The organism is Aliamphritea hakodatensis (assembly GCF_024347195.1).
GTDB lineage: Bacteria > Pseudomonadota > Gammaproteobacteria > Pseudomonadales > Balneatricaceae > Amphritea > Amphritea hakodatensis.
The window spans coordinates 1,263,395-1,290,337 of record NZ_AP025281.1 but is presented as its reverse complement, the minus strand read 5'-3'; the positions used below and the strand labels follow the sequence as shown (position 1 = coordinate 1,290,337).

Annotated in this window: 20 protein-coding genes; 14 read left to right on the top strand and 6 right to left on the bottom strand. The window is 52.8% G+C overall.

Annotated features, from left to right (window positions below; genetic code table 11):
• The first annotated feature begins 83 nt into the window (after positions 1-83).
• Positions 84-1,535 (top strand): Asp-tRNA(Asn)/Glu-tRNA(Gln) amidotransferase subunit GatB, encoded by a 1,452-nt coding sequence (gatB, locus tag PCI15_RS05870; protein WP_271273420.1) that lies wholly within the window; start codon positions 84-86, stop codon positions 1,533-1,535.
• 292 nt (positions 1,536-1,827) lie between these two features.
• Entirely contained in the window at positions 1,828-2,298 is a 471-nt protein-coding gene (gene msrA, locus PCI15_RS05865; protein WP_271273419.1) for a peptide-methionine (S)-S-oxide reductase MsrA, read from the top strand.
• 71 nt (positions 2,299-2,369) lie between these two features.
• Here msrA and PCI15_RS05860 read toward each other — a convergent pair whose 3' ends face one another.
• The 3 genes from PCI15_RS05860 to PCI15_RS05850 all read right to left on the bottom strand — a co-directional run bounded on the left by PCI15_RS05860 (position 2,370) and on the right by PCI15_RS05850 (position 5,831).
• Positions 2,370-3,674: a uracil-xanthine permease family protein gene (locus PCI15_RS05860; RefSeq protein WP_271273418.1), complete on the bottom strand. Its 1,305-nt coding sequence runs from the start codon at positions 3,672-3,674 to the stop codon at positions 2,370-2,372.
• A gap of 194 nt (positions 3,675-3,868) precedes the next feature.
• The gene (gene upp / locus PCI15_RS05855; RefSeq protein ID WP_271273417.1) at positions 3,869-4,495 is read right to left on the bottom strand and encodes a uracil phosphoribosyltransferase; all 627 of its coding nucleotides are present in this window, start codon (positions 4,493-4,495) and stop codon (positions 3,869-3,871) included.
• Between the two features lie 304 nt (positions 4,496-4,799).
• Entirely contained in the window at positions 4,800-5,831 is a 1,032-nt protein-coding gene (locus PCI15_RS05850; protein WP_271273416.1) for a DUF2333 family protein, read from the bottom strand.
• A gap of 392 nt (positions 5,832-6,223) precedes the next feature.
• On the opposite strand from PCI15_RS05850, the gene aroQ reads away from it, so the two are divergent.
• From aroQ to PCI15_RS05800, 10 genes are all read left to right on the top strand, one after another.
• On the top strand, positions 6,224-6,667 hold the full coding sequence (gene aroQ / locus PCI15_RS05845) for a type II 3-dehydroquinate dehydratase (protein ID WP_271273415.1): 444 nt from the start codon (positions 6,224-6,226) through the stop codon (positions 6,665-6,667).
• Positions 6,668-6,702: 35 nt separating this feature from the next.
• A complete protein-coding gene (accB, locus tag PCI15_RS05840; RefSeq protein WP_271273414.1) occupies positions 6,703-7,155 on the top strand; it encodes an acetyl-CoA carboxylase biotin carboxyl carrier protein in 453 nt (150 codons plus the stop codon).
• Positions 7,156-7,178: 23 nt separating this feature from the next.
• Complete coding sequence (gene accC, locus PCI15_RS05835) at positions 7,179-8,522, top strand: acetyl-CoA carboxylase biotin carboxylase subunit (protein WP_271273413.1); 1,344 nt, start codon at positions 7,179-7,181, stop codon at positions 8,520-8,522.
• A gap of 188 nt (positions 8,523-8,710) precedes the next feature.
• Positions 8,711-9,604, top strand: coding sequence for a 50S ribosomal protein L11 methyltransferase (gene prmA, locus PCI15_RS05830; protein ID WP_271273412.1), 894 nt, complete (start codon positions 8,711-8,713; stop codon positions 9,602-9,604).
• Positions 9,605-9,607: 3 nt separating this feature from the next.
• Entirely contained in the window at positions 9,608-11,089 is a 1,482-nt protein-coding gene (locus PCI15_RS05825; RefSeq protein ID WP_271273411.1) for a DUF3426 domain-containing protein, read from the top strand.
• Between the two features lie 167 nt (positions 11,090-11,256).
• Positions 11,257-12,243, top strand: a complete 987-nt coding sequence (gene dusB / locus PCI15_RS05820) for a tRNA dihydrouridine synthase DusB (protein WP_271273410.1) — start codon at positions 11,257-11,259, stop codon at positions 12,241-12,243.
• Positions 12,244-12,272: 29 nt separating this feature from the next.
• Positions 12,273-12,557, top strand: coding sequence for a DNA-binding transcriptional regulator Fis (fis, locus tag PCI15_RS05815; protein ID WP_205659734.1), 285 nt, complete (start codon positions 12,273-12,275; stop codon positions 12,555-12,557).
• A 38-nt stretch (positions 12,558-12,595) separates the two neighbouring features.
• Positions 12,596-14,179, top strand: a complete 1,584-nt coding sequence (gene purH / locus PCI15_RS05810; RefSeq protein ID WP_271273409.1) for a bifunctional phosphoribosylaminoimidazolecarboxamide formyltransferase/IMP cyclohydrolase — start codon at positions 12,596-12,598, stop codon at positions 14,177-14,179.
• A gap of 59 nt (positions 14,180-14,238) precedes the next feature.
• Positions 14,239-15,522, top strand: coding sequence for a phosphoribosylamine--glycine ligase (gene purD / locus PCI15_RS05805; protein ID WP_271273408.1), 1,284 nt, complete (start codon positions 14,239-14,241; stop codon positions 15,520-15,522).
• A 213-nt stretch (positions 15,523-15,735) separates the two neighbouring features.
• Positions 15,736-17,154, top strand: coding sequence for a tetratricopeptide repeat protein (locus PCI15_RS05800; protein ID WP_271273407.1), 1,419 nt, complete (start codon positions 15,736-15,738; stop codon positions 17,152-17,154).
• 184 nt (positions 17,155-17,338) lie between these two features.
• On the opposite strand, the gene purL is transcribed toward PCI15_RS05800, so the two are convergent.
• The gene (gene purL / locus PCI15_RS05795) at positions 17,339-21,241 is read right to left on the bottom strand and encodes a phosphoribosylformylglycinamidine synthase (RefSeq protein WP_271273406.1); all 3,903 of its coding nucleotides are present in this window, start codon (positions 21,239-21,241) and stop codon (positions 17,339-17,341) included.
• A 115-nt stretch (positions 21,242-21,356) separates the two neighbouring features.
• On the opposite strand from purL, the gene mltF reads away from it, so the two are divergent.
• Entirely contained in the window at positions 21,357-22,871 is a 1,515-nt protein-coding gene (gene mltF / locus PCI15_RS05790) for a membrane-bound lytic murein transglycosylase MltF (protein WP_271273405.1), read from the top strand.
• Positions 22,872-23,052: 181 nt separating this feature from the next.
• Positions 23,053-24,693 (top strand): M14 family zinc carboxypeptidase, encoded by a 1,641-nt coding sequence (locus tag PCI15_RS05785; RefSeq protein ID WP_271273404.1) that lies wholly within the window; start codon positions 23,053-23,055, stop codon positions 24,691-24,693.
• A gap of 3 nt (positions 24,694-24,696) precedes the next feature.
• Here the strand turns inward: PCI15_RS05785 and tadA are convergent, their stop codons facing one another.
• Complete coding sequence (gene tadA, locus PCI15_RS05780) at positions 24,697-25,212, bottom strand: tRNA adenosine(34) deaminase TadA (RefSeq protein WP_271273403.1); 516 nt, start codon at positions 25,210-25,212, stop codon at positions 24,697-24,699.
• A gap of 77 nt (positions 25,213-25,289) precedes the next feature.
• Entirely contained in the window at positions 25,290-26,870 is a 1,581-nt protein-coding gene (gene guaA / locus PCI15_RS05775; RefSeq protein ID WP_271273402.1) for a glutamine-hydrolyzing GMP synthase, read from the bottom strand.
• Positions 26,871-26,943: the final 73 nt, after the last annotated feature.

The following is a 26,943-nucleotide window of genomic DNA, read 5'->3' as shown; positions in this document are numbered from 1 at the left end:
GAATAATTTCCGCGCTGATGCGCACCCTGAATTCCCGTGTTTGAGATTACTCACCGGGCATTCAAACAAAGAGGTTTATAAAAATGGAATGGGAAGCAGTCATCGGGCTTGAGATTCACGCCCAACTGGCCACCAAGTCAAAAATCTTTTCCGGCGCCAGCACCGCTTTCGGTGCTGAGCCAAACACCCAGGCCTGTGCCGTAGATCTGGCACTGCCGGGCACGTTGCCGGTTTTCAATGCTGAAGCCCTGCGCATGGCGACCATGTTTGGTCTGGCTATCGACGCTGAAATCGGCCGCACCTCCGTGTTCGACCGTAAGAACTACTTTTACCCGGATCTGCCAAAGGGCTATCAGACAAGCCAGCTGTTCCACCCGATCGTTGGCGTTGGCCATGTGGACATTCAGCTGGATGACGGCACCATTAAGCGCGTTGGCGTCACCCGCGCTCACCTGGAAGAAGATGCGGGCAAGTCCCTGCACGAAGAATTCCCGGATATGACCGGCATCGACCTGAACCGTGCCGGCACCCCGCTGCTGGAGATCGTCTCTGAGCCGGATATGCGCAGCGCTGCAGAAGCTGTCGCATACGTACGTAAAATCCACGCCATTGTTACCAACCTGGGCATTTGTGACGGCAACATGGCTGAAGGCTCTTTCCGCTGTGACTGTAACGTATCCGTACGCATCAAGGGCGAAGAAAAACTCGGCAACCGCACCGAAACCAAGAACATCAACTCTTTCCGTTTCATCGAAAAAGCCATCTTAGGCGAAATTGAAAGACAGATTGATATCCTGGAAGACGGCGGCCGGATCACCCAGGAAACCCGTCTGTATGACGCCAACAAAGACGAAACGCGTTCTATGCGCAGCAAGGAAGAAGCCAACGATTACCGCTACTTCCCCTGCCCGGATCTGTTACCGATCGTCATCGATGAAGAATACATCGAGCAATTGCGCGCCACTCTGCCTGAACTGCCAGATGCCCGCCGCGAGCGTTTCGTCAGCGAATACAGCCTGAGCGACTACGACGCCATGGTCCTGTCTGCAGACCGCAAACTGAGCGAATACTTTGAAACTGCAGCCGCAGCCGCGAAAGACGCCAAACTGACGGCCAACTGGGTCATGGGTGAAGTATCCAAGCACCTGAACCAGACCGATACTGCGATTACCGATGCACCGGTAACCGCAGAGATGCTCGGCGGCCTGTTACTGCGGATCAGCGACAACACCATTTCCGGCAAGATTGCCAAGCAGGTATTTGAATCCATGTGGGCCGGTGAAGGTGATGCCGATCAGGTCATCGAAGCCAAAGGTCTGAAGCAGGTTACCGATACCGGCGCCATCGAAACCATGGTTGATGAAGTAATCGCCGCCAACCAGCCTCAGGTTGATCAGTACGTCAGCGCGGAACCTGAAAAACGCGGTAAAATGATTGGCTTCTTTATGGGCAAGGTCATGCAGGCCTCACAAGGCAAAGCAAACCCAGGACAAGTGCAGGGGCTGCTGAAACAAAAACTGGATCAGCTCGTGTAATCCGGTAAGCCATCAGAAAACCGCTGTCGGCCTGGCTGACCGCGGTTTTTTTTCGCTTCTCAAAAATTCCTCAACCACATCGCCCGTGGCCGGGCTAAAATACTAACTGCACATAAATACATACGCGCAGACAGTCAGGCCAACGAACTTTAGCCACGGCACCGGCTCAAAACGGTATATTAAGTTTTAACAATCGTGTATACCGCTAACTGGCACGAAGAAAACAGACGAGGCCGGGATACAGGCGACAACTGCCCGTCACCCGGCGCTCACATTACAGGAGTATCAATTTATGCCAACTGCCACTTTTGCTGCAGGCTGTTTCTGGGGCGTCGAGGCCCGCTTCAGCCAACATCCCGGAGTCACCGGCACAGCCGTTGGCTATATGGGCGGGCACACTGAAAACCCAACCTACGAAGAAATCTGCCGCAAAGGTACCGGCCACGCCGAAGTGATTCAGGTAGAGTTTGATGACCAGATAACGGACTATGACACCCTGCTTGACCTGTTCTGGCAGATGCATGATCCAACCACTCTGAACCGGCAGGGTCCTGATGTCGGTGACCAGTACCGTTCAGCGATTTTCTATCATGACGACACCCAGCGAATCATGGCCGAGCAAAGCCTTGCTGTACTGGATAAAAGCGGTATTTTCGGTAACCCTATAGTCACCTTAATCGAACCGGCGCAGCAGTTCTGGCGGGCCGAAGAATATCACCAGCAATATCTGGCGAAAAAAGGCATGAGCGGCTGTAGCATCTGACACCCCCTCCCGGGCAAAGAACATAAAAAAAGCGCGGCGGTTACCCGGCGCGCTTTTTTCTTTAGCGACAGTTACTTGGCGTGATCAACCAGATCATCAACCACGGCTTTTTCTTCGCTCAGATCATTAGCTACCTGACCCATTGGCAAAATCAAGTTCAGCACAATCGCTACCAGACCACACAGGCTTACACCCTGCATGCTGAATTCACCCTTGCCGACAACCATGCCGCCGATACCGAAAACCAGCGTCGTCGCCACAATCACCAGATTACGCTGTTGTGCCAGATCCACTTTAGCCTTGATCAGGGTATTCATACCCACCGCCGCAATAGAGCCGAACAGCAGAATCAGAATACCGCCCATGACCGGTGCCGGGATGGTCTGCAGCAGGATGCCAAACTTGGCAACAAACGCCAGCGCAATCGCAAAGATCGCCGCCCACACCATAATCATCGGGTTAAATGAACGGGTCAGCATCACCGCACCGGTCACTTCTGAATAGGTTGTATTTGGCGGTCCGCCAAACAGCGCAGCGGCAGACGTCGCAATACCGTCACCAAACAGTGTCCGGTGTAAACCCGGCTTTTTAATGTAATCTTTACCGGTCACATTACCAATCGCCAGTACATCCCCTACGTGCTCGATGGCCGGGGCAATCGCGACCGGAATCATGAACAGGATAGCCTGCCACTGAAACTCCGGCATCACAAAAGCCGGCACGGCGATGAACGGCGCTGCCGCAACGATGTCGTAATTAACCATGCCCATAAAGTGCGCCACGGTATAACCGACAACAACCCCTGACAGGATGGGTAACAGACGGAAGATCCCCTGACCCAGAGTGGCCACAAGCAAGGTAGTTACCAGCGCAGACATTGAAACAATCATCGCGTCAGCATACGGGAACAGCTCGATGCTGCCATCGCCCGCTTTACCCATCGCCATGTTCACCGCAATCGGTGCCAGCCCAAGGCCGATTACCATGATCACAGGCCCGACAACAACCGGCGGAAGCAGACGGTGCAGGAAACCTGCGCCACGCACCTTAACAATCAGTGCCAGCAGCATGTATACCAGACCCGCACAGAACAGAGCGCCCAGTGTGGCGGCCATACCCCAGGTTTTAGTGCTGTAAATTATCGGTGCGATAAATACGAAAGATGATGCCAGAAACACCGGCACCTGACGCTTAGTCACAAACTGAAACATCAGGGTTCCGAGACCCGCCGTAAACAGCGCAACGCTTGGGTCCATCCCCGTCAGCAACGGCATCAACACCAGTGCACCGAACGCAACAAACAACATCTGCGATCCGGCCAGCACTGTCCGCCAAAGCGGTTCAGGCGCCAGATTCACGGTATTAGAATCACTCATTCTTCAGACCTTACTCATCCTGTGGGGCAATACTGCCAAAGCACAGTTTGCCACGGTTATTATTCTCTGCCTCCGAAGATGCAGAACTTATAAAAACCCGGGATCAGCAGAACTGTCCCGGGTTCAGATGCAGCGGCCCGGAGCCCCGCACCAAATTCATTCAGCAAGCCGGCCACTGCCGGCTCACAGAAAACTTACTTTGTACCGAAAATCTTATCGCCGGCATCACCCAGACCAGGAATAATGTATCCCTGCTCGTTGAGATGGCTGTCCAGCGCTGCGGTGAAGATTTCCACATCAGGATGCTCCTCCTGAACAGCTTTCACCCCTTCAGGCGCAGCCACCAGCACCAGTGCACGGATACTGGTACAGCCTGATTTTTTCAGCATATCAATGGTGGCATTCATTGAGCCGCCCGTTGCCAGCATAGGATCAATGATCAGCGCCATACGTTCATCAATGTCATGGGCCAGCTTTTCAAAATACGCCACAGGCTGAAGAGTTTCTTCATCCCGGTACAGACCGACCACACTGATCTTTGCGCTTGGCACCAGATCAAGTACGCCGTCCAGCATACCAATGCCGGCACGCAGAATTGGCACAACAGTAATCTTCTTACCCTTGATACGCTCTGCAGTAATTTCGCCGCACCAGCCTTCCAGCTGATACGTTTCAGTAGCCAGATCTTTGGTCGCTTCATAGGTCAGCAAACAGCCTACCTCTGCCGCCAGCTGACGGAAGCTACGGGTGCTAACGCTTGCTGCCCGCATCAGGCCCAATTTGGGTTTTACCAGAGGATGGTTTATCTCATTAACACGCATGTTGTTCTCACCAGAAATCATAAAAATTAAACGACACAGCCGTTACCTGTTCCGCCCGGATACAAACAGGCAAGCGCACTGACACCCGAAAGCAGGGCAAAAACTGGCGCGCTTTATCAGTCAGCAAACAGGTAACATTAATTAGCCGGGCATGATACTGACAAATGCAGCAAATGTCTTACCAATTAGTCAGAATTTTACCGTCAGATCAAAACAAAAAAGCCGGCTGTTAAATAAGCCGGCTTTAAGGATAGTCGATTCTGCAGCACATCACCGTGACACAGAACAGAGTACAGAAGTTATGTTATCCCTGAGATAACAAATCACGTAAATCAATGATCGCCGCATTCGCCCGGGAAATATAAGACGCCATGACCAGTGAGTGATTCGACAGGAAACCGAACTCTGTACCGTTCAGGATAACCGGACTCCAGATTGTTGACTGGGTTGCCTCCAGTTCACGGATAATCTGGCGCAGACTGATCAGTGCATTTTTCTTTTCAAGCGCCGGCGCAAAGTCCTGCTCCACAGCTTTCAGCAAATGAATCAGCGCCCAGGACGTACCGCGGGCCTCATAAAAGACATCATCGATTTCCATCCACGGCGTTTTGATTTCCAGTTCGCCTGCTGCTGCAGTCGACTGACGTGCCTCATTATCTCCGGCCAGATCCGTGTTCACACGCTTCTGCCCGACACTGGCACTTAAACGCTGTGACAGGCTGCCCAGCCGGGTAGATACATCCGCAAGCCAGCCCCGCAGGTTATCCGCACGGGCATAGAACTGTGCAGCATCATCGTTACGTGCCAGACGCGCCTCGTACCCTAACAGTGCTTTTACGGCTTTACGGTATTCAGATTCCGTCGCAGGCAGCAACCAGCTGTTATTGTCAAAATGTAGCAGCGGCTCAGCTTCAATCAGATCAGGATCTTCTGTGGACTGGGACTGAGAACGGCTGAAATCCTTACGTAATGCCCGGGCCATATCCCGCGCCTGAACCAGCACACCGAACTCCCAGTTGGGAATGTTATCCAGCCAGAGTCCCGGCGGCATACGGTCGTTGTATAAGTATCCGCCCGGCTTATCGAGCAACACTTCGGTAATTCCCACCAGCGCATTCAGGGTAGCTGTGCCCACAACCGGTGCCTGACCATCTTCTGTCACTTCGGAGCGCACATCGAACGGGGCAGGCTCAAGGCTCCAGTACATTCCTACACCGGTCGCGACAACCAGATACACTACCAGAGCCGCTATAACGACCCCAACGCCTTTGATACCCAGTGTAACTGCGGTCATATTATCCCACAGACGTAACCACGTCCGCTGTAACCATTCCATCCTGAAGCCCTCTTAATAAGTCGCGTTATCGCGCGCAATATCTATGATATCCGACACCGGGTCAATGTTCCTTAACATTTATTAACGTTAACCGGCAGGCACCTCTAAACGCTGTCGGCAGCATAAATTGTCCACCCGGTCAGAAATTTACAGCATGAGGCTTAACTCTATCTGTATAAACAGGGCCTTAACTGCCCGCCGGAACCAGTCAACTAGTCAAATAATGTACAGAAAGCACTGACAACTTCTGCAAACTGGCAGACAAAACACAATAAATACAGGAACTGTTTACAGCCCCATTCTTTTCCGGCACACTAGCCAGTCTTAAGGGGTCCGGAACCCCAACCCTGAACGCTTTTGAAGTCTGAATAACGCGTCACTAAGGCAATTTAATGGCTAAAATCCTTGTTCTGAACGGTCCCAACCTTAACCTTCTCGGCACCCGGGAACCTGAGGTATACGGTACCACCACACTCCAGGACATCAACGTGCGTTTACAGTCACTTGCCCTGCAGAGCGGCCACCAGCTGGAATCTCTGCAAAGCAATGCTGAACACGTTCTGATTGACCAGATTCACCAGGCCCGCGACGAACAGACAGACTTCATTATTATTAACCCGGCGGCTTTCACCCACACCAGTGTGGCTTTACGTGATGCGCTGCTGGGGGTCGCAATTCCCTTCATCGAAATTCACATTTCGAATGTACACGCCAGAGAAACTTTTCGCAGCCACTCGTATCTATCTGATGTAGCTGTTGGCGTTATCTGCGGTCTGGGCACCCAGGGATACGAATTAGCACTGCAGTCGGCCATCAGCCGTCTGGAAAAACCCTAATCATCTGAATTTACTAAATAGAGCACTGCATTAGCATGGATATTCGCAAAGTAAAAAAACTGATCGAGTTGCTGGAAGAATCAAACATCAACGAAATTGAAATCAAAGAAGGTGAAGAATCCGTACGCATCAGCCGCGGTTCTAACCTGGTTGCTGCCCCGGTTGCTGCTGCACCTGTTGCTGTTGCACCTGCCGCACCTGTTGCTGCTGCACCTGCCGCCGCGCCTGCGCCGGTTGCTGCCGCACCAAGCAACGACAATGCACTTAAATCGCCAATGGTAGGTACTTTTTACCGCTCTCCGTCTCCAACGTCTCCTGCATTCGTTGAAGTAGGCTCTACCGTTAAGGCTGGCGACCCTGTCTGCATCGTAGAAGCAATGAAAATGATGAACCAGATCGAAGCAGACAAGTCCGGTGTTGTTGAAGCCATTCTGGTTGAAGACGGCCAGCCTGTTGAATTCGATCAGCCTCTGGTGACCATCGTATAAATCAGCCACAGGATCTTAACAATATGTTAGAAAAAGTAGTCATTGCCAACCGTGGCGAGATCGCTTTGCGTATCCTGCGGGCCTGCAAGGAACTGGGCATCAAAACTGTTGCTATCCATTCCACCGCAGACCGTGACCTGATGCATGTTCGCCTGGCGGACGAAGCCGTTTGTATCGGCCCTGCTCCGTCACCGCAAAGCTATCTGAATATTCCGGCTATCATTGCCGCTGCTGAAGTCACCGACTCTACCGGTATTCACCCGGGTTACGGCTTCCTGGCAGAAAACGCTGATTTCGCAGAACGTGCTGAACAGAGCGGTTTTGCATTCATCGGCCCCAAAGCTGAAACTATTCGCCTGATGGGTGACAAGGTATCAGCTATCGAAGCCATGCAGAAAGCCGGCGTACCGACTGTACCGGGTTCTGACGGCGAACTGCCGGAAGACAGCGAAGAAGTGCTGGCGATCGGACGCCGTATCGGTTATCCGGTAATCATCAAGGCTGCTGCCGGTGGTGGCGGTCGCGGTATGCGTGTTGTTCACAACGAAGCGCACCTGCTGAATGCTATTTACGTCACTAAAGCTGAAGCCAAAGCCGCCTTCGGTGATGATACGGTTTACATGGAGAAATTCCTTGAAAACCCACGTCACGTTGAAGTTCAGGTTCTGTCTGATGGCCAGGGCAATGCAATTCATCTGTACGATCGCGACTGCTCCTTGCAGCGCCGTCACCAGAAAGTAGTTGAAGAAGCACCTGCTCCGCACCTGGATCCGGAAGCCCGCGCTCAGGTACTGCAGAGCTGTGTCGACGCCTGTCTGGAAATCAACTACCGCGGCGCCGGTACGTTCGAATTCCTGTACGAGAACGGCGGTTTCTACTTCATTGAAATGAACACCCGTGTTCAGGTAGAACACCCGGTATCAGAGATGGTAACCGGTGTGGATATCGTAAAAGAACAGCTGCGCATTGCTTCTGGCCTGCCACTGACCATTAAGCAGGAAGATATCGAGCTGAAAGGTCACTCAGTGGAATGCCGTATCAACGCAGAAGATCCGGTCACCTTTATGCCAAGCCCTGGTAAGATCACCCACTTCCATGCCCCGGGCGGCATTGGTGTGCGCGTAGACTCTCACCTGTACAGCGGTTACAGCGTACCACCACATTACGACTCTCTGATCGCTAAACTGATCACCTATGGAGATTCCCGTGAAGTGGCCCTGCGCCGTATGGAAATCGCGCTGGATGAAATGCTGATCGACGGTATCAGGAGCAACATTCCGCTGCACCAGGATATTGTCCGCGATGCGAACTTCGCTGAAGGCGGGGTTAACATCCACTATCTGGAAAAGAAACTGGGACTCGACTGATCCCGGTATATGCAGGCAGCGGACACCCGCTGCCTGCAGTTTTACGCATTAACCCGGTTACCTCCCCAGGCGATATCCGCCGAATGACGGTCAGCGCACCGCATCACCCCAGGTAACTGAGCTGTAACGGTTAAAGCCCATACTATATGCTTACCGGTACCGCTTACCCGAATACAGGAAGACCCGTCATGCCATGGTTGCAGATCAAACTGGATGTTTCCCCTGAGAACGCCGAACCTTACGAAGATCTTTTACTGGCAGCCGGCTGCGCTGCGGTTACCTTTACTGATCAGGCCGACCAGCCAATCTTCGAACCTGATCTGGGCACTACACCCCTGTGGAGCAACACAGTACTGACCGGTTTGTTTTCAGCCGATCATGATCTGGACGCAACCCTGAACTTTCTGCAGCAGGCACATAAGGATCAGTTTCCTGACCGCGAATTTCCAACCTGCAAGACAGAAATTCTGGAAGACAAGGACTGGGAACGGGAATGGATGGACAACTACCAGCCAATGCAGTTTGGCAAACGCTTATGGGTCTGCCCGAGCTGGAAAGACGTGCCTGACCCACAGGCAGTCAACCTGATGCTCGATCCGGGCCTGGCATTTGGCACCGGTACCCACCCAACAACCGCGCTGTGCCTGGAATTCCTTGACGGCCTGGAACTGAATGACAAACAGGTCACCGATTACGGCTGCGGCTCCGGCATTCTGGGAATTGCAACTCTGCTGCTGGGTGCTACCCGTGTTACCGCTGTCGATATCGACGTACAGGCGCTTACAGCCAGCAAGGATAACCTGAACCGTAACGGCCTGACCGAAGACCGTATGCAGGTTTATTTACCGGAACAAACCCCGGAACACGAAGCAGACGTACTGGTTGCCAATATTCTGGCTGGTCCGCTGGTCGAACTCGCGCCAACACTCAGCAAACACACCCGCAGCGGCGGACAACTGGTTTTATCCGGCTTACTGGCCCATCAGGAAGAAGAAATCCGGGCAGCCTACGGCAACGACTTTATTCTGGACCCGGTCAGCGAACGCGAAGGCTGGATCCGCATTACCGGAATTAAGCGATAAACCGTGAAGCAGCAGCGCCTGATTACAGCATGTCCGGCCTGTAAAGCTCGCTTTCAGGTTACCGCCGGACAATTAAAAATAGCCCACGGCAAGGTACGGTGCGGTACCTGTCTGGAAGTATTTAATGCTGAACTGTGCAAAGTACCTGAGCCCAAACCGGCAAAAACACCGGAACCGGCCACCCAGTCCTCCGTTGTAGCACCGGCTCAGGAAAAACCGTCGTCGCGTCCGGCAATTCCCAAAGCCTTTATTCCGGCCCGCAAACCTGTACAGCCGGAAACACCACAGCCTCTAGACCTTGACCAGCCGGTGCAGGCACTGTTTAACAGCAGCCCCAAAAAAGTCACAACCGACTCATCCGGACAAAAGGAAGCCGCAACGCCAGAACAACCTTTGGCGACAGCAACAACGCCTGTTTCAGAACTGCCGGTCAGCCTGCATATAAGGCAAGCCAAATCCGTCCAGCCGCAGCCAGACACGCCGGCAAACAACGATCGGGCAAGCCCTGCCGAACAAAACCATTCTCAGCCCCCGGGCCCAGAGCGCAAACAACAATCTGCCAGTACACAACAAGAGGGCAAACAGCCTTCACAACCTGAGCCGTCCGGAAAAACAGCGACCGCCGGTGTTCAGGATAGCCCGCAGCAGACACACGCCGCGCCCTTAAAAGACACCCGTTCGGCAGATGAAAGCGCGCAGACCGAGAAAATCCGGCAGGCGCTGCACCGCCACCAAACCAGCTATCAGGCCAGAGACCAGGAACACGGCTACCTGAACCCGGCTGAAAAAAAACTGCAGGAGCTGTTACGCAATGCCAGCAACCCCCTGACGGCGACGGACCCGGCACCTGCACCACAGCCCGTTACCGCTTCAGCACCCGTTGAGCACAGCAGCATTCTGGCACTTCACCCCGACACCGAAGATAAAGACAGCGACTTCGTCCCTCAACAGACAGAACCGGTCATGATCCGGGCGACACATCAGCCACCGGGCAAAACCCTTTCACAGGCACTGATTATCTTCCTGGCACTGAGCTGCCTGCTGCTACAGTTCATGTGGTTCGAACGTAACGACCTGATTCGCCAGCCAGCGCTGACCAAACTCTACAAACCTGTCTGCGAACAGATCGACTGCCGGTTAGCCGTGCCGGAGAATGTACCGGACATCATAACCGAGCAGTTAATTGTGCAGGAGCACAAGGACTATCAGGGTGTGATAACAATCAGTATGTTGCTGAGAAATAAGGCGGCATTTGAACAGGCCTTCCCGGCCATCAGACTGGCATTTTCCGACCGTAACGGCAGCATCATCAACCGACGGACATTCCAGCCGGCTGAATACCTGAATTCAGTGTCTCTGGACGCCTCAGGAATGCCGCTCGAACACAGCATCCAGGTCCACCTGGATGTTCTCAATCCCGGACGTGCTGCAGTGGGCTATGAAGTCAGCCTGCACCCCTCCAGCCTGACAAACCGTCGGCTGTAAGCGTATTTTTTGCTGCTTTGCAACACCATAAACGGTTAAAAAAGCATCAAAAACTGCTTGGCCCGCCTGCCACATAAAGGTATTATTGTCCGCCTTCCAGACAGCACGAAACCCGCGACTGCACGCAGTCAGGGTAATGCTATTTCTTTCAGGTTCAGGGTTGGCAGATGTTTCAGATCGGAAACCATACCATTGACAGTCAGGTCATCCTGGCACCAATGGCAGGCGTCACTGACCTACCGTTCCGGCAACTGTGTAAACAGTTAGGAGCGGGGATGGCGGCTTCCGAAATGGTCACCTCCGATACCCGGCTGTGGAATACCCGCAAATCAAGCCTTCGTCTGCAGTACGATAAAAATGACCCCCTCCGGGTTGTACAGATTGCCGGCGGTGATCCGCAAATGATGGCAGATGCTGCCCGGCTTAATGTTGCCAACGGTGCTCATATCATTGACATCAATATGGGTTGCCCGGCAAAAAAGGTCTGTAACAAAGCTGCCGGATCAGCGCTGCTGAAAGACGAACAACTGGTGCGCGATATTCTTGAAACCACAGTCGCCGCCGTTGATGTGCCGGTGACACTTAAAATCCGCACCGGATGGTCGTCGGACAACCGCAACGGCACAACCATTGCACGGATTGCAGAGGACGCAGGCATTCAGGCACTGGCCGTACACGGCCGTACCCGCAGCTGCGGCTATAAAGGTGAGGTTGAATACAACACCATTGCAGCCATCCGTCAGAGCATTGATATTCCCCTGTTTGCCAACGGTGACATTACCACCCCGCAACGGGCCGGCGAAGTGCTTAACTTTACCGGTGCCGATGCCGTCATGGTTGGCCGTGCCGCACAGGGAAATCCGTGGATTTTTCGGGAAATAAATCACTACCTTGCGACTGGAAATGAATTACCCCCTCCGGAAGGGAATGAAGTCAGAGACACCCTGTTAGAGCACCTGAGTGCGCTTTACGCTTTCTATGAAGAATATCTGGGTATTCGCATAGCACGTAAACACGTAGGCTGGTACCTCAAAGACAAACCCGGTGGCGCTGACTTCCGTAAAGCTTTTAACTCACTAGAAACATGTTCGCAGCAGCGTGATGCGATTAAGGCCTACTTTGCTGAACTTGCCAGTGCAAGTGCAGCGGCCTGACCTGTTGCAGATTTGGATACCGACATACCGTGGAAAACAATACACATACTCAGCCGTTTACCTCAGAACTGCCCACTGAAAGTTCACACCGCACCCTGCGTGACAGTGTGGAAACATCTTTATCGGACTACTTCCATCAACTCGATGGTCAGCCGGTAACAGATGTCTATCAGATGGTTCTGTCGGAAATCGAAGCGCCACTGTTTGAAGCAGTGATGACTTACACCAAGGATAACCAGACCAAAGCATCAGAAGTACTCGGCCTCAACCGTGGTACCCTGCGTAAGAAGCTGAAACAATACGGTCTTCTGTAAATCCCCCGTCTAACCTTAACCATCGAAGATAAACAACCATGGCAGAGCAAAAAAATACCCCGGTTCGTCGCGCGCTGATCAGCGTATCTGACAAAACCGGTATCGTTGAATTCGCCCAGGCTTTGAGTCAGCGCGGCGTTGAAATCCTTTCTACCGGCGGCACCTACAAGCTACTGCAAGACAACCAGATCCCTGCGGTTGAAGTATCTGACTACACCGGTTTTCCTGAAATGATGGACGGTCGGGTAAAGACTCTGCACCCGAAAGTACACGGGGGCATCCTTGGCCGCCGCGGTACCGACGACGGTATTATGGAAGAGCACGGCATTAACCCGATCGACATGGTTGTTGTTAATCTGTATCCGTTCGAGCAAACCATCGCCCGTCCGGACTGTGATCTGCCACTGGCGATTGAAAATATCGACATTGGCGGCCCGACAATGGTTCGCTCTGCCGCTAAAAACCATAAAGATGTGGCAATTGTTGTCAGCGCGGATAACTACCAGCGCATCATTGCTGAACTGGATGAGAATCAGGGGCTGAGCCATGCAACCCGTTTCGATCTGGCAGTACAGGCATTTGAACATACCGCAGCTTACGACGGCATGATTGCTAACTACCTGGGCGCAATTACCGATGGTAGCGAAGACGCACCAGCGGCTTTCCCACGTACCTTTAACACCCAGTTTGTTAAGGCCCAGGAAATGCGTTACGGCGAGAACCCACACCAGCGCGCCGCCTTCTATGTTGAGCCAAACCCGACGGAAGCCAGCGTCGCCACTGCACGCCAGCTGCAGGGTAAAGAACTCTCCTTTAACAATGTGGCCGACACTGACGCGGCACTGGAATGCGTGAAGCCTTTCGCCGAAGCAGCCTGTGTTATCGTCAAGCATGCTAACCCTTGCGGTGTAGCAATCGGCGCTGACTTGCTGGAAGCTTACAACAAAGCCTACCTGACGGACCCGACCTCTGCATTTGGCGGCATCATCGCATTCAACCGCGAACTGGATGCAACCACCGCCAAGGCCATCATCGACCGTCAGTTCGTTGAAGTCATCATTGCACCGTCTGTGACTCAGGAAGCGTCTGACATCGTTGCCGGTAAACCAAACGTACGCCTGCTGGCCTGCGGCGAATGGACCACGGAACGTGCGCAGCGCTTTGATTACAAGCGTGTTAACGGCGGTCTGCTGGTTCAGGATCAGGATCTGGGCATGGTCAGCGCTGCTGATCTTAAAATCGTCACCCAGAAACAGCCGGACGAACAGCAAATGCGCGACCTTCTGTTCTGCTGGGAAGTGGCAAAATTTGTTAAATCCAACGCCATTGTCTACGCCAAAGACGGCCAGACAATCGGCATTGGCGCCGGCCAGATGAGCCGCGTATACAGTGCTAAGATCGCCGGCATTAAAGCGGCGGATGAAGGCCTGGTTGTACCGGGCTCAGTAATGGCCTCTGATGCCTTCTTTCCATTCCGCGACGGCATTGATGCCGCGGCTGCTGCAGGTATCTCTGCAATCATTCAGCCCGGCGGTTCAATGCGCGACCAGGAAATCATCGCCGCCGCCGATGAGCATGGCATCGCCATGGTCTTCACAGGCATGCGCCATTTCCGTCACTAATCAGTTATACCTTCAGCCGGCCTGCGCCGGCTGAACCGTTTTTATAGGCAGAAAAAATTATGCAAATCTTAGTCATTGGTTCCGGTGGTCGGGAACATGCTCTTGCCTGGCAGGCCGCTCAGGATGACAACGTCAGCAAAGTATTTGTTGCGCCGGGCAACGCTGGCTGCGCTCTGGAAGCCAAACTGGAAAACGTCGCAATTGACGTTATGGATCAGGATGCTCTGATCGACTTTGCCAAAAACAATCAGATTGCCCTGACCATTGTTGGCCCTGAAGCCCCGCTGGTTGAAGGCATCGTTGACCGGTTTGAAAGCGAAGGTCTGCGCTGCTTTGGCCCGAGCAAAGGCGCTGCCCAGCTGGAAGGCTCAAAAGCTTTCACCAAGGACTTTCTGGAACGCCATAAGATTCCTACCGGCGCTTACAAAAACTTCACTGAAATTGACCCGGCAATCACGTATGTGCGCGAACAGGGTGCACCGATCGTCATCAAGGCGGACGGCCTGGCTGCGGGTAAAGGCGTCATTGTCGCAATGACCCTGGAAGAAGCCGAAGCAGCCATCCGCGACATGCTGGCAGGTAATGCCTTCGGCGAAGCCGGCCACCGCGTTGTCATCGAAGAATTCCTGGAAGGCGAAGAAGCCAGCTTCATCGTCATGGTCGACGGCAAAAACGTTTTACCAATGGCCACCAGCCAGGACCATAAGCGCGCTGCCAACGGTGATACCGGCCCGAATACCGGCGGAATGGGTGCTTACTCCCCGGCACCGGTCGTCACCGCTGATATTCACAACCGGATTATGGATGAAGTCATCACGCCAACCGTTAACGGCATGGCTGAAGAAGGCAATACCTATGTTGGCTTCCTCTATGCAGGCCTGATGATTGCCGCCGACGGCACACCGAAGGTAATTGAATATAATTGCCGCTTCGGTGATCCTGAAACCCAGCCAATTATGATGCGCCTTAAATCCAGCATTGTTGAACTGGCTAACGCCGCGCTGGACGGCAAACTGGACAGCACAACCGCTGACTGGGACCCGCGCTGCGCAGTGGGTGTGGTACTGGCAGCCGACGGCTACCCTGGCAGCTATCCGAAAGGCGATGCCATCAGCCTGCCTGCAGAGGCTCCTGCTGACAGCAAAGTATTCCACGCCGGCACCAGCGAAAAGGACGGTGAGATCGTCACCAGCGGAGGCCGTGTACTGTGCGCAGCAGCACTGGGGAACAGCGTAACCGAAGCCCAGCAGTTAGCGTATACACTGACTAAAATGATCGACTGGAAAGGTGTTTACTACCGTGATGACATTGCCTACCGGGCAATTGCCAGAGAAAACGGCTAACCCAGCATGATCATTACAATGGCGCACATCCCCCGGGATCTGCGCCATTTTTTATGACCGCTCAGCGCAAAGAATATTTTTTACCCTTCTGATGACTTACAGGGCTTACCCTTGCAAAGATTCAAGCTATAATCGTCGGACCCGTTCGCCGGGTACCTGGAATTAATTTACAGCAGCTCTTCTGCTGTTCGGGCAATCTTCGGATCATAACTTATGGCAACACAGTCTGGCACGCTTCTGAAACCTCTGACACTGGCAATATCCCTTGGCATGGCATGCGCGACCTCTGCATTAGCAGCGCAGGAATCAGATGCATTCTGCTTGAATTCAGGCGCACAAAATGAATTTGACTGTTCCAAGCCCGGCCAGCAAAACACCAACAGCGCAGACATTAACGCTAAGCTGGATCAGCTTCAGCGCTGGCTGGACAACGAGTCCGCTGGCAAAACAGCCTCCGCAAACAACGCGGTGTCAGCCGCCAGCCAAAACGCTGAACTGCAAACCAAGCTGGAATACAATTCACAGCTACTGGCTACCGAGCTGCAGCGTGCCCGTGATTTGCAGGATGCCGGTAAAAATACCCAGGCATTTAACCAGATCAATGCTTATCTGAACGATAACCCTAAAGATGCTAACGCCTGGCTGCTCTATGGCACCGCACTGATCAAGCGCAACAAACTTCAGGCGGCTGAAGACGTTTTCAATAAGCTGATCGGCATTTATCCGGACGCCCCTGAAGCCTATAACAACCTGGCCACTATCTATGCCCTGCGCGGTAACAACGACAAAGCTGTTGCTACTCTGTTGCAGGCATTCAATACCCATCCAAGTTATGCCCAGGTACAGCAAAATCTGAAAGCCATTTATGCCAACCTGGCTAATCAGGCATATAACCGCGCCCTGGACCTGGACAGTAAAGAGAAAATCGCCCCGCCACAGCTGGCCACCCTTGATCAGGTATATCTGGCACGCCCTGTCGGTGGCAACATCTTCTCACCCACCAACAATGTTGACCCGACCCTGCTGGCATCGGTAAGCCCTGTCACCGCACAGGCAGAGCCGGCGCCTGCACCAGCACCGGCACCCGCAGCAGATAAACCGCTCGAGATAGAAGAACGGCTTCCTGAAGATGCCGCCCCGCGTCCGGTTATTGAAGCGCCTGTCACAGCCACTGCTTCACAGCAGACTGATACACTGACAGCGCCGGCAACCCCGCTGCCGGAACCGACAGCAGCCACGACCGTTGCGCTGGCCAAAAGTGCTGCGCAGAACAATACCGAGCTGAGCCCGGCTATCCAGCAGGAACTGAATCAGGCACTGAACGGCTGGGCCAGAGCCTGGTCTGATCAGAACGTTCAGGACTACCTGAGCCATTATGTGTCTGACTATCGGCCGAACAGCAAAACCAGCAACCGCACATGGCGTAATACCCGTAATATTCGCCTCAGCAAACCCACCTTCATTCGGGTCGGCGTTTCAGATGTCACCATGAGCGCCCTGCCCGACGGTCGTGTCCGGGTTGTGTTCCTGCAGGACTACACTTCCAACAGCTTCCAGGACAATATCTACAAGTCTCTGATCTTCTCCCGGGACAACCGCAGCTGGAAAATCAGCGCTGAGAAAACCCTCTGATCAGCCTTTTAGAAAAAGCCCTGTAGCCGCGAGGTTACAGGGCTTTTTTAATGCTGAAAAAAACACTTCCACCCCCTTTGTACTGACTCCTGAGAAAAAACTGACATCCCACCTCAAAAAGACATAAAAAAACCCCGTACCGGTTAAGGTACGGGGCTTTTAATATCAGCCGCTAAAATTTAGCTTAACCGACCCAGACACGGGCGTTACGGAACATCCGCATCCAGGCACCGTCTTCCTGCCACTCATCCGGCGCCCAGCTGTTGGTTACGCTACGGAAAACCCGTTCAGGGTGTGGCATCATAATGGTTACACGGCCATCCTTGCTGGTCACACCGCCGATACCGGCCGGAGAACCGTTCGGGTTTGCCGGGTATTGCTCAGTTACCTGACCATAGTTATCCACATACCGCAGCGCAACCGCCGCAGAACCGTTCAGATTGTCAAAGTGTGTCTGATCAGCAAACTCAGCACGGCCTTCACCGTGGGCAATTGCGATCGGCATCTGAGATCCTTCCATACCTTTCAGGAATACAGACGGCGTGTCCTGCACCTCAACCATGGCAACACGGGCTTCAAACTGCTCGGACATGTTACGTACAAAGTGTGGCCAGTGATCTGTACCCGGGATCAGCTCATGAAGATTAGACAGCATCTGGCAACCGTTACAGATACCCAGTGCAAATGTATCTTCACGTTCAAAGAAGGTCTTAAACTCCTCGCGGGCACGGGTGTTAAACAGGATTGACTTAGCCCAACCCTCACCGGCACCTAATACGTCACCGTATGAGAAGCCACCACAGGCAACCAGACCTTTAAAGTCTGCCAGCGTGACCCGGCCCTCCAGAATATCGCTCATGTGAACATCCACAGAAGCAAAGCCGGCACGGTCGAATGCCGCCGCCATTTCGATATGACCGTTAACGCCCTGTTCGCGGACAATCGCTACACGGGGGCTTTCACCGGATGCATTCACTTGCGCAGCAACATCTTCATTCTGATCAAAGCTGAGCTTGGCATTCAGGCCCGGGTTTTCAGCATCCAGCAGCACATCATATTCCTGCTGGGCACATTCTGAGTTATCCCGCAGGGACTGCATCTGGTAGGAGGTTTCAGCCCACCAGCGCTGTAGCTGAATACGGGAAGCAGAGTAAACCGCCTCATCATCAAAGCTGAACTGCAGCATGTTATCCGGATTCAGGGAACCGATAACCTTGGCACAGTCACCCAGACCGGCAGCATTCAGCTCAGTCAGAACGGTTTGCAGATCATCACGTTTAACCTGAATAACCGCACCCAGCTCTTCAGCATACAGGGCAGCAGCAAACTCAGAGCTGTCGGCAGCCAGCAGATCCAGATTGATATCCACACCGGTACGACCGGCAAATGCCATTTCAGCCACGGTGGTGAATAAACCGCCGTCGGCACGATCATGATAGGCCAGCAGCAGACCTTGCTTGTTCAGCTCTTGAACGGCGCTGAAGAAAGCAACCAACTGCTGAGCATCGTCTACATCCGGTACATCCTGACCCACTTCGTTATATACCTGCGCCAGTGCAGACAAGCCCAGACGGTTCTGACCGTTACCCAGATCCAGCAGGATCAGATCGGTTTCACCCTGATCAGTTTTCAGCTGTGGCGTCAGCGTCTTACGTACATCCGTTACCGGCGCAAAACCGGTAATGATCAGAGACGTAGGCGCTGTCATTGACTTGGCTTCACCCTCATCTTCCCAGACCGTGCGCATGGACATAGAGTCCTTACCCACTGGAATGGTAATGCCCAGTTCAGGACACAGCTCCATGCCCACCGCACGCACGGTGTCATAGAGTTTTTCATCTTCACCCGGGTGACCGGCAGCACACATCCAGTTTGCTGACAGCTTGATATCAATAATATCGCCGATCTGTGCAGCCGCCAGGTTAGTTACGGTTTCACCCACCGCCATACGGCCGGACGCCGGAGAATCAACCAGTGCCAGTGGAGTACGTTCACCCATCGCCATTGCTTCACCAGCATAGGTGTCGTAAGCAGACGTTGTAACCGCACAGTCAGCCACCGGTACCTGCCACGGGCCAACCATCTGATCACGGACAACCTGACCGGTAATCGAGCGGTCACCAATGGTGATCAGGAAAGACTTGGACGCTACCGCCGGCAGTTTCATTACCCGCTCAGCCGCATCTTCCAGATTAATCTCGGCGCTGTTGAATGCCGGAACACTGTACGCAACACGTTCTACGCTGCGGTGCATTTTTGGTGGCTTGCCGAACAGCACAGACATTGGCAGATCAACCGGCTTATTTTCGAAGTGGGTATCACCCAGGGTCAGGTGCTTTTCTTCGATTGCAGTACCGACCACCGCATACGGACAACGCTCACGGGCACAGATTGCTTCAAAACGTGCCATGTCCTGTGGCTCAACCGCCATGACATAACGTTCCTGCGCTTCGTTACACCAGATAGCCAGTGGCGACATACCCGGCTCATCATTATTGACGTTACGCAATTCAAAATCACCACCGCGGCCACCGTCTTTCACCAGTTCAGGGAAAGCGTTTGACAGACCACCGGCACCCACATCGTGGATAAAGGCTACCGGGTTAGCATCACCCAGCTGCCAGCACTGATCGATAACTTCCTGACAACGGCGCTCCAGTTCCGGGTTATCACGCTGTACCGATGCAAAATCCAGATCTTCTGAGGAACTGCCGGACGACATTGAAGAAGCCGCACCGCCACCCAGACCGATCTGCATGGCAGGCCCACCCAGACAAATCAGTTTTGCGCCAACAGGAATTTCACCCTTATCAACATGCTCACCACGAATGTTACCGTAACCGCCGGCAATCATAATTGGCTTGTGGTAACCGCGCATTTCTTCGCCGGCCGCACCGTTTACCTTCTGTTCGAAAGTACGGAAATAACCGTTCAGCGCCGGACGACCGAATTCATTGTTAAACGCAGCGCCACCGATCGGGCCTTCCAGCATAATATCCAGTGCGCTAACGATACGCTCCGGCTTGCCGTAATCCGATTCCCAAGGCTGCTCGAAGCCGGGAATTTTAAGATCAGAAACAGTGAACCCCGTCAGGCCCGCTTTTGGCTTGGAGCCCTTACCGGTCGCCCCTTCATCACGGATCTCACCACCGGAACCAGTTGCAGCCCCTGCGTGCGGCGCTATCGCCGTTGGGTGGTTATGGGTTTCCACCTTCATCAGGATGTGAATATCTTCCTGATTGGCCTGGTACTGTTTAGTCTCAGGATTCGGGAAGAAACGGCCCGCTTTACTGCCGACCATCACCGCCGCATTATCGGAGTAAGCAGACAGGATATTCTCGCCACCCAGCTCATTGGTATTGCGAATCATCGCAAACAGCGACTTATCCTGCGCTTCACCATCGATATCCCATGAGGCATTAAAGATCTTGTGGCGGCAGTGCTCAGAGTTCGCCTGGGCAAACATCATCAGCTCAACGTCGCTCGGGTTACGCTTCAGCTCAACAAAGCTGGCAACCAGATAATCAATCTCATCTTCAGCAAGTGCCAGACCCAACTGAGTATTCGCAACAACCAGTGCTTCGCGGCCACCGTCAATAATATCAACAACGGTCAGCGGGGCAGGTTCTTCACTGCGGAACAGTACATCCGCAGCAGAAACATCAGCCAGTACGGCTTCAACCATACGGTCGTGCAATGCAACTTCAACCGCTGCCAGTTGCTCTGCCGTTAAGGGAGCCTCAGACTGAACGTAGTAGGCAATGCCCCGTTCCAGACGCTTAATCGCCGCCAGGCCGCAGTTTTTAGCAATATCCGTCGCCTTACTGGACCACGGCGATATCGTGCCGGGCCGTGGCACAACCAAAACCAATTGACCTGAAGGCTCTTCCACTTTAGCTTTAGGGCCATAGCGCAGAATTCGCTCCAAAATTGTATGCTCTTGTGCAGACAAGTCTTGGTGCAGATCAGCAAAATGCATGAACTCACCGTAAATCGCCGTTACCTGGCTGATTTGGGATTGCAGGACGGACAGCAGCTTATCATGACGAAAAGCAGAAAGAGCAGGCGCTCCACGCAGTACTAGCATGTTAGTATCGAGCCTCTTGAGTATGCCTAACAGGTATGTATGAAGTAGGAGAAATCTAAGGCCGCATTTTACTGAAATCGCCACTCCGGCGCCATCAATAAGGGCCATTATTATTATGCGAACGCGAATTTTTTTCCTCAGAGAAGTGTTCTTTATTGCTGCCATACTGGCCGTCACCGGCTGGCTGTTCCTGGCAAACCTCACAACAGACAACCAGTTGGAAGCAATTCAGAAAACAGGTGTCCTGAAAATCGTCACCCGCAACACCCCAACTACCTATATTTCCGATAAAGATGGCAAACCCGCTGGCTTCGAATATGACCTGGCCAAAGCATTTGCTGATGAAATCGGCGTAGAAATTGAACTGGTCATTCCCGACAGCTTTGGCGACATTTTCCCGGTTATTAAGGATCATAAGGCCCATATTGCTGCCGCCGGCCTGACCATCACCGAATCCAGAGAAGCCGAATTCAGTTTTGCACAACCTTACGCCTACAGCACGCCCACACTCATTTACCGGGTTACCCAGGGACAGAAAAAGCCGATCTCCCTGAAAGACCTTGAAGGTAAATCCATTGAAGTACTGGCTGACAGCAGCCACTCGGAAATCATGCACAAACTAAAAACCGAATTTCCGGATATTACCTGGCAGGAAAACAGTACCGGCAGCATCACTGAATTACTGGATGGCGTGTATAACAAGAAATATCGCTACACGATTTCAGACGATATTGTATTTAATGCCCAGAAATCATTTTTTCCCGGGCTGAAAAAAGCCTTCTCCATGGGGAAATCCGAACCCATTGCCTGGATGGTTGCAAAACAGAATGATCAGAGCCTTCTCAGCGCACTCGAAGTGTTTTTCTCAAAACCGGAAACCAAACAACTGGTCGCAGAATTGCAGGAAAAATACTTTAACCGGGAAAACACCCTTACCTATGTGGATATAGAAACCTTTAAACGGGATCTGAACACCCGCTTCTGTAAGCTTGAGCAGTACTTTTACATGGCCGAGCAGGAAACGGATATAGACTGGCTGCTGCTGGCTGCCATTGCTTATCAGGAATCCCACTGGAACCCCAAAGCCGTCTCTCCGACAGGGGTTAAAGGGATCATGATGCTCACCAACGCTGCGGCAAAAGAGGTCGGCGTTGAAGACCGTACCGACCCGGTACAGAGCGTACTGGGTGGCGCGGAATACCTTACCCGGGTCATGAAAAAAATCCCTGAGCGTATTCAGGGGGATGACCGGATCTGGTTTGCACTGGCAGCTTACAACGTCGGTTATGGCCATCTTGAAGACGCCCGCATTCTGACCAGCCGCGCAGGGAAAAATCCGGATATCTGGGAGGATGTTAAGCAGTTTCTGCCGTTACTGACCCAACCCAAATACTATAAAACCGTGAAGCGCGGCTACGCCAGAGGTTATGAGCCGGTTATTTATGTTAAAAACATCCGCCAGTACTACGACCTGATTCTCTGGCAACAGCAACTTGCAGAAATTGAAGCCAGTAAACCTGAGCCAACGCCGGCTGAGAATGAAGGCGAAATCGTGATGCCCGGCAACCCGGAGGATAGCGATCCCAACCTGGATATTACACCCCCTTCTGAACTGGCCACCCCCCCCTGAACCGGGCATCGAAGCACAGATTTTACCCATAGCAAAGCCGGCTATTGAACTTCACAAAAGCGAATAAAAGACTCCACATAACCTCCAAAGGCGATTAAAATGTGATCGATTTTTGCACTTTAATCGCTGTCTCCCTGTTTTTATTCAGCTTTTTTAACCTTAACTAATTAGTTCAGTGCTCATGGCTTTAACACTAGACACCTCTTTTGCTTCAACACCTGAGATTTTATGGCGTAAATCCGCCCTGAGAACGGTTATTTTGGGTTGTCTGTTGATAAATACACAAACAGCAAATGCCGAATCAGCGATCACTGCCAGCGGGCTGACCCTGCCTGCTCAGAGCCTCAGCGAACCGGTCGTTTCCCATCAACAGGAACAGGCTTCTGACGTGCTGACCGGCAGCGCCAGAAATCTGCTGTCCGGCCTTAACAAAAAACTGACAATTGATAACAGCACCGGTACTCATCCCGTGGCTTCAGTAAATGAACAAATGTCGGCTGCCAGCAGTGAGACATCATCAGAGAAGCCACCGGCCACGGCTGGTCAAGTGAACGCATTACCGGCACAGATCACCAAAACGGAAGAGCTCACTAAAGAATCTGAGTTAATCCGGACTGAAAGCACCGCCGCCACAGCGAACACCCTTGCAACCTCGCAATTGTTGAAGCAACCCGCTCTGACACTAAAGCCTGTCAGCACTGCAACGGCACAACCGGCTAAAAACGGCACGCTGAAAGGTAATGCCAAAAAGCTGCTCAGCCAGGCCACTGTTGACGCGAAAATTAACAACGCGCACAACACCCCTATCCTGCCCTCCATGATCAGCGCAACGGCACCCTTGCAGGAAAGCATCAGCCAGGTACACAAACCCACCGCGTCACAGGCAGCACAACGGGAAGCTCAGTCGCTGAACAGCAGCACACTGGAACAGGCGACCAAAGCCGCCCCTGAAAAAGCACTTACAGACCCCAGCTTACCGGCCCGGTATCAGCTTCACCAGGAAGACTACGCGCCTCATCCTGATGTTACCGATATCTGCACAAAAATCGGCAATAAACTCAGCAGCGTTTCGGTTAAAGACTGCCTGGATCTGGAGTTCATATCACCCCGCTTTTATTCAAATAACGGCGAGCTGATCCTTGAAAAACATTACCCGGCCTCACCGGATACGGAAACACCGGTCAAAATCCTCTTTATCGGCGGCATCCATGGCGATGAATATTCCAGCATCAGCGTTACCTTTAAATGGCTGAAAACACTGGATGAAAATCACAGCGGCGCTTATGACTGGCACTTTTTACCCCTGGCGAACCCTGACGGCCTTCTGAAGAAACGCGCTACCCGGGTCAATGCCAATAAAGTAGACCTTAACCGCAACTTTATTCCGGCAAAAGCTGCTGTCGATCCGATAAAACACTGGCAAACTTATGCCAAAAAACGCCCCCGCTACTTCCCGGGTCGCAAACCACTGAGTGAACCGGAATCGCAGGCCATTCACACGCTGATTGATGAATTAAAACCGGATGTCATTGTGTCTGTTCATGCACCCCATGGCATTCTTGATTTTGACGGCAGCATACAACCGCCCCGCAAACTGGGCCCTCTGTACCTGAAACAACTGGGAACCTATCCGGGATCACTCGGTAACTATGGCTGGTTTGTGAAAAGTATTCCGGTCATGACAATCGAACTGAAACATGCGGGCATCATGCCGAAAAAAGCAGAAATATCCCGCATGTGGACGGATCTGATCAGCTGGGTCAAGCTACGGACTAACGGTAAAAACAGCCTGCTGGCACGCCGCACAGACGCAGCACAGTAAAGATCAGTCACCGCCGGTGCGTTCAGCCTGCTGCTTTGCGCGCTTAGCAGCTTTTTTCTCTTCGCGACGTTGCTGAAAAAAAGCGCTGATGCAATCACTGCAACGCTCTGCCATCACACCGCCCTGATACTCCACCCGGTAATTCATCCAGGGCTGATCAAGCACCTGCCCGTTACTGATCACCGCACCGGCCTTGGGCTCTGTTGCACCAAAGACCAGTCGCTTAACCCGGCTGTGTATAATCGCTCCGGCACACATGGTACATGGCTCAATGGTCACATAGAGCGTGGCATCCACCAGCCGGTAATTGGCAACATTTGCCGCCGCATCCCGTAAGGCAATGATTTCAGCATGGGCGCAGGGATCATGTCCTGAAATAGGCCGGTTCCAGCCTTCCCCCAGCACTTCACCGTCACGGACAACCACTGCCCCCACAGGCACCTCTCCTTTTTCCGCGGCTTTATCCGCCAACTTAAGCGCATAGGCCATCCACTTTTCATCGTCTTCAGATGTTGTCATCAGTACCTCTGTCTCACTCAACCGACCTGACACAAAAAAGCCCGCTACTGCGGGCTTTTATCAGAATTAACGGAAGATTATTCCCATTCAATCGTCGCCGGCGGCTTAGAGCTTACATCGTAAGTCACGCGGGATACTTTTGGAATCTCGTTAATGATACGGCTGGATACAGTCTCCAGCAGCTCATATGGCAGATGCGCCCAGCGCGCTGTCATAAAGTCGATGGTTTCAACAGCACGTAACGCAATAACATATTCATAACGGCGGCCATCACCCACGACACCGACCGATTTAACCGGCAGGAATACCGCAAAAGACTGGCTGGTTTTATGATACCAGTCAGCGGCATGCAGCTCTTCCAGGAAGATAGCATCAGCTTCACGCAGGATATCCGCATACTCTTTCTTCACTTCACCCAGAATACGCACACCCAGACCCGGGCCCGGGAACGGATGACGGTAAACCATGTCGTATGGCAGGCCCAGTTCAAGACCGATCTTACGGACTTCGTCCTTGAACAGCTCACGCAGCGGTTCAACCAGCTCAAACGCCATATCTTCCGGCAGACCACCCACATTGTGGTGAGACTTGATGACGTGTGCTTTGCCTGTCTTGGCAGCGGCAGATTCGATGACGTCCGGATAAATTGTACCCTGCGCAAGGAAGTTAACATCCTTCAGCTTGGCTGCTTCGTCATCAAATACTTCAATAAAGGTATTACCGATGATCTTACGCTTGGTTTCCGGATCCGCTTCCCCTTCCAGACGGCCCAGGAACAGCTCCTCGGAATCAGAACGGATAACCTTAACCCCCATGTTCTTAGCGAACATGTCCATTACCTGATCGCCTTCGCGCTTACGCAGCAAACCGTTATCCACGAATACGCAAGTCAGCTGATCGCCGATAGCCTTGTGCAATAACGCAGCCACAACAGAAGAATCAACCCCGCCGGAAAGGCCAAGTAACACTTTCTGATTGCCGACCTGTTCGCGAACACGGGCAATCAGATCAGCAATAATGTTTTCTGCCGTCCACAAAGCATCACATTCACAGATTTCCTGAACGAAACGCGTCAGCATCCGTCCGCCCTGCTTCGTGTGGGTAACTTCAGGGTGGAACTGTACACCAAAGTAGTTTTTACCCGGGTGACACATGGCGGCGATTGGCGCACTTTCAGTACTGGCGATCACATGGAAACCTTCCGGCAGGTCACTGACCTTGTCACCATGGCTCATCCACACATCCAGCAACAATGAACCATTGTTGGCAATGTGATCTTCAATGCCTTCAAACAAACGGCTCGGGCTGTCTTCCAGGCGCACCTTCGCGTAACCGAACTCACGCTTATCAGAGGTAACAACGGCACCGCCCAGCTGCTCAGCCATGGTCTGCATGCCATAGCAAATACCCAGGATCGGTACGTTCAGATCAAAAACGGCCTGCGGTGCCCGCGGCGAGTCACCTTCGGTAACTGATTCCGGGCCACCCGCCAGGATAATCCCCCGCGGATTAAATTCGGTAATTGCGGCATTATCCATATCGTAAGGATAAATTTCACAGTAAACACCGATCTCACGAATACGTCGCGCAATCAGCTGCGTGTACTGTGAGCCGAAATCGAGGATTAAAATCCGTTGTGCATGAATATCTTGGGACATTTCGATGACTCCAAAGGAATCTCTACAAGTGTTGTAGCTTGTTAAAAACAAAAGTGGGATAGCCGAAGCCATC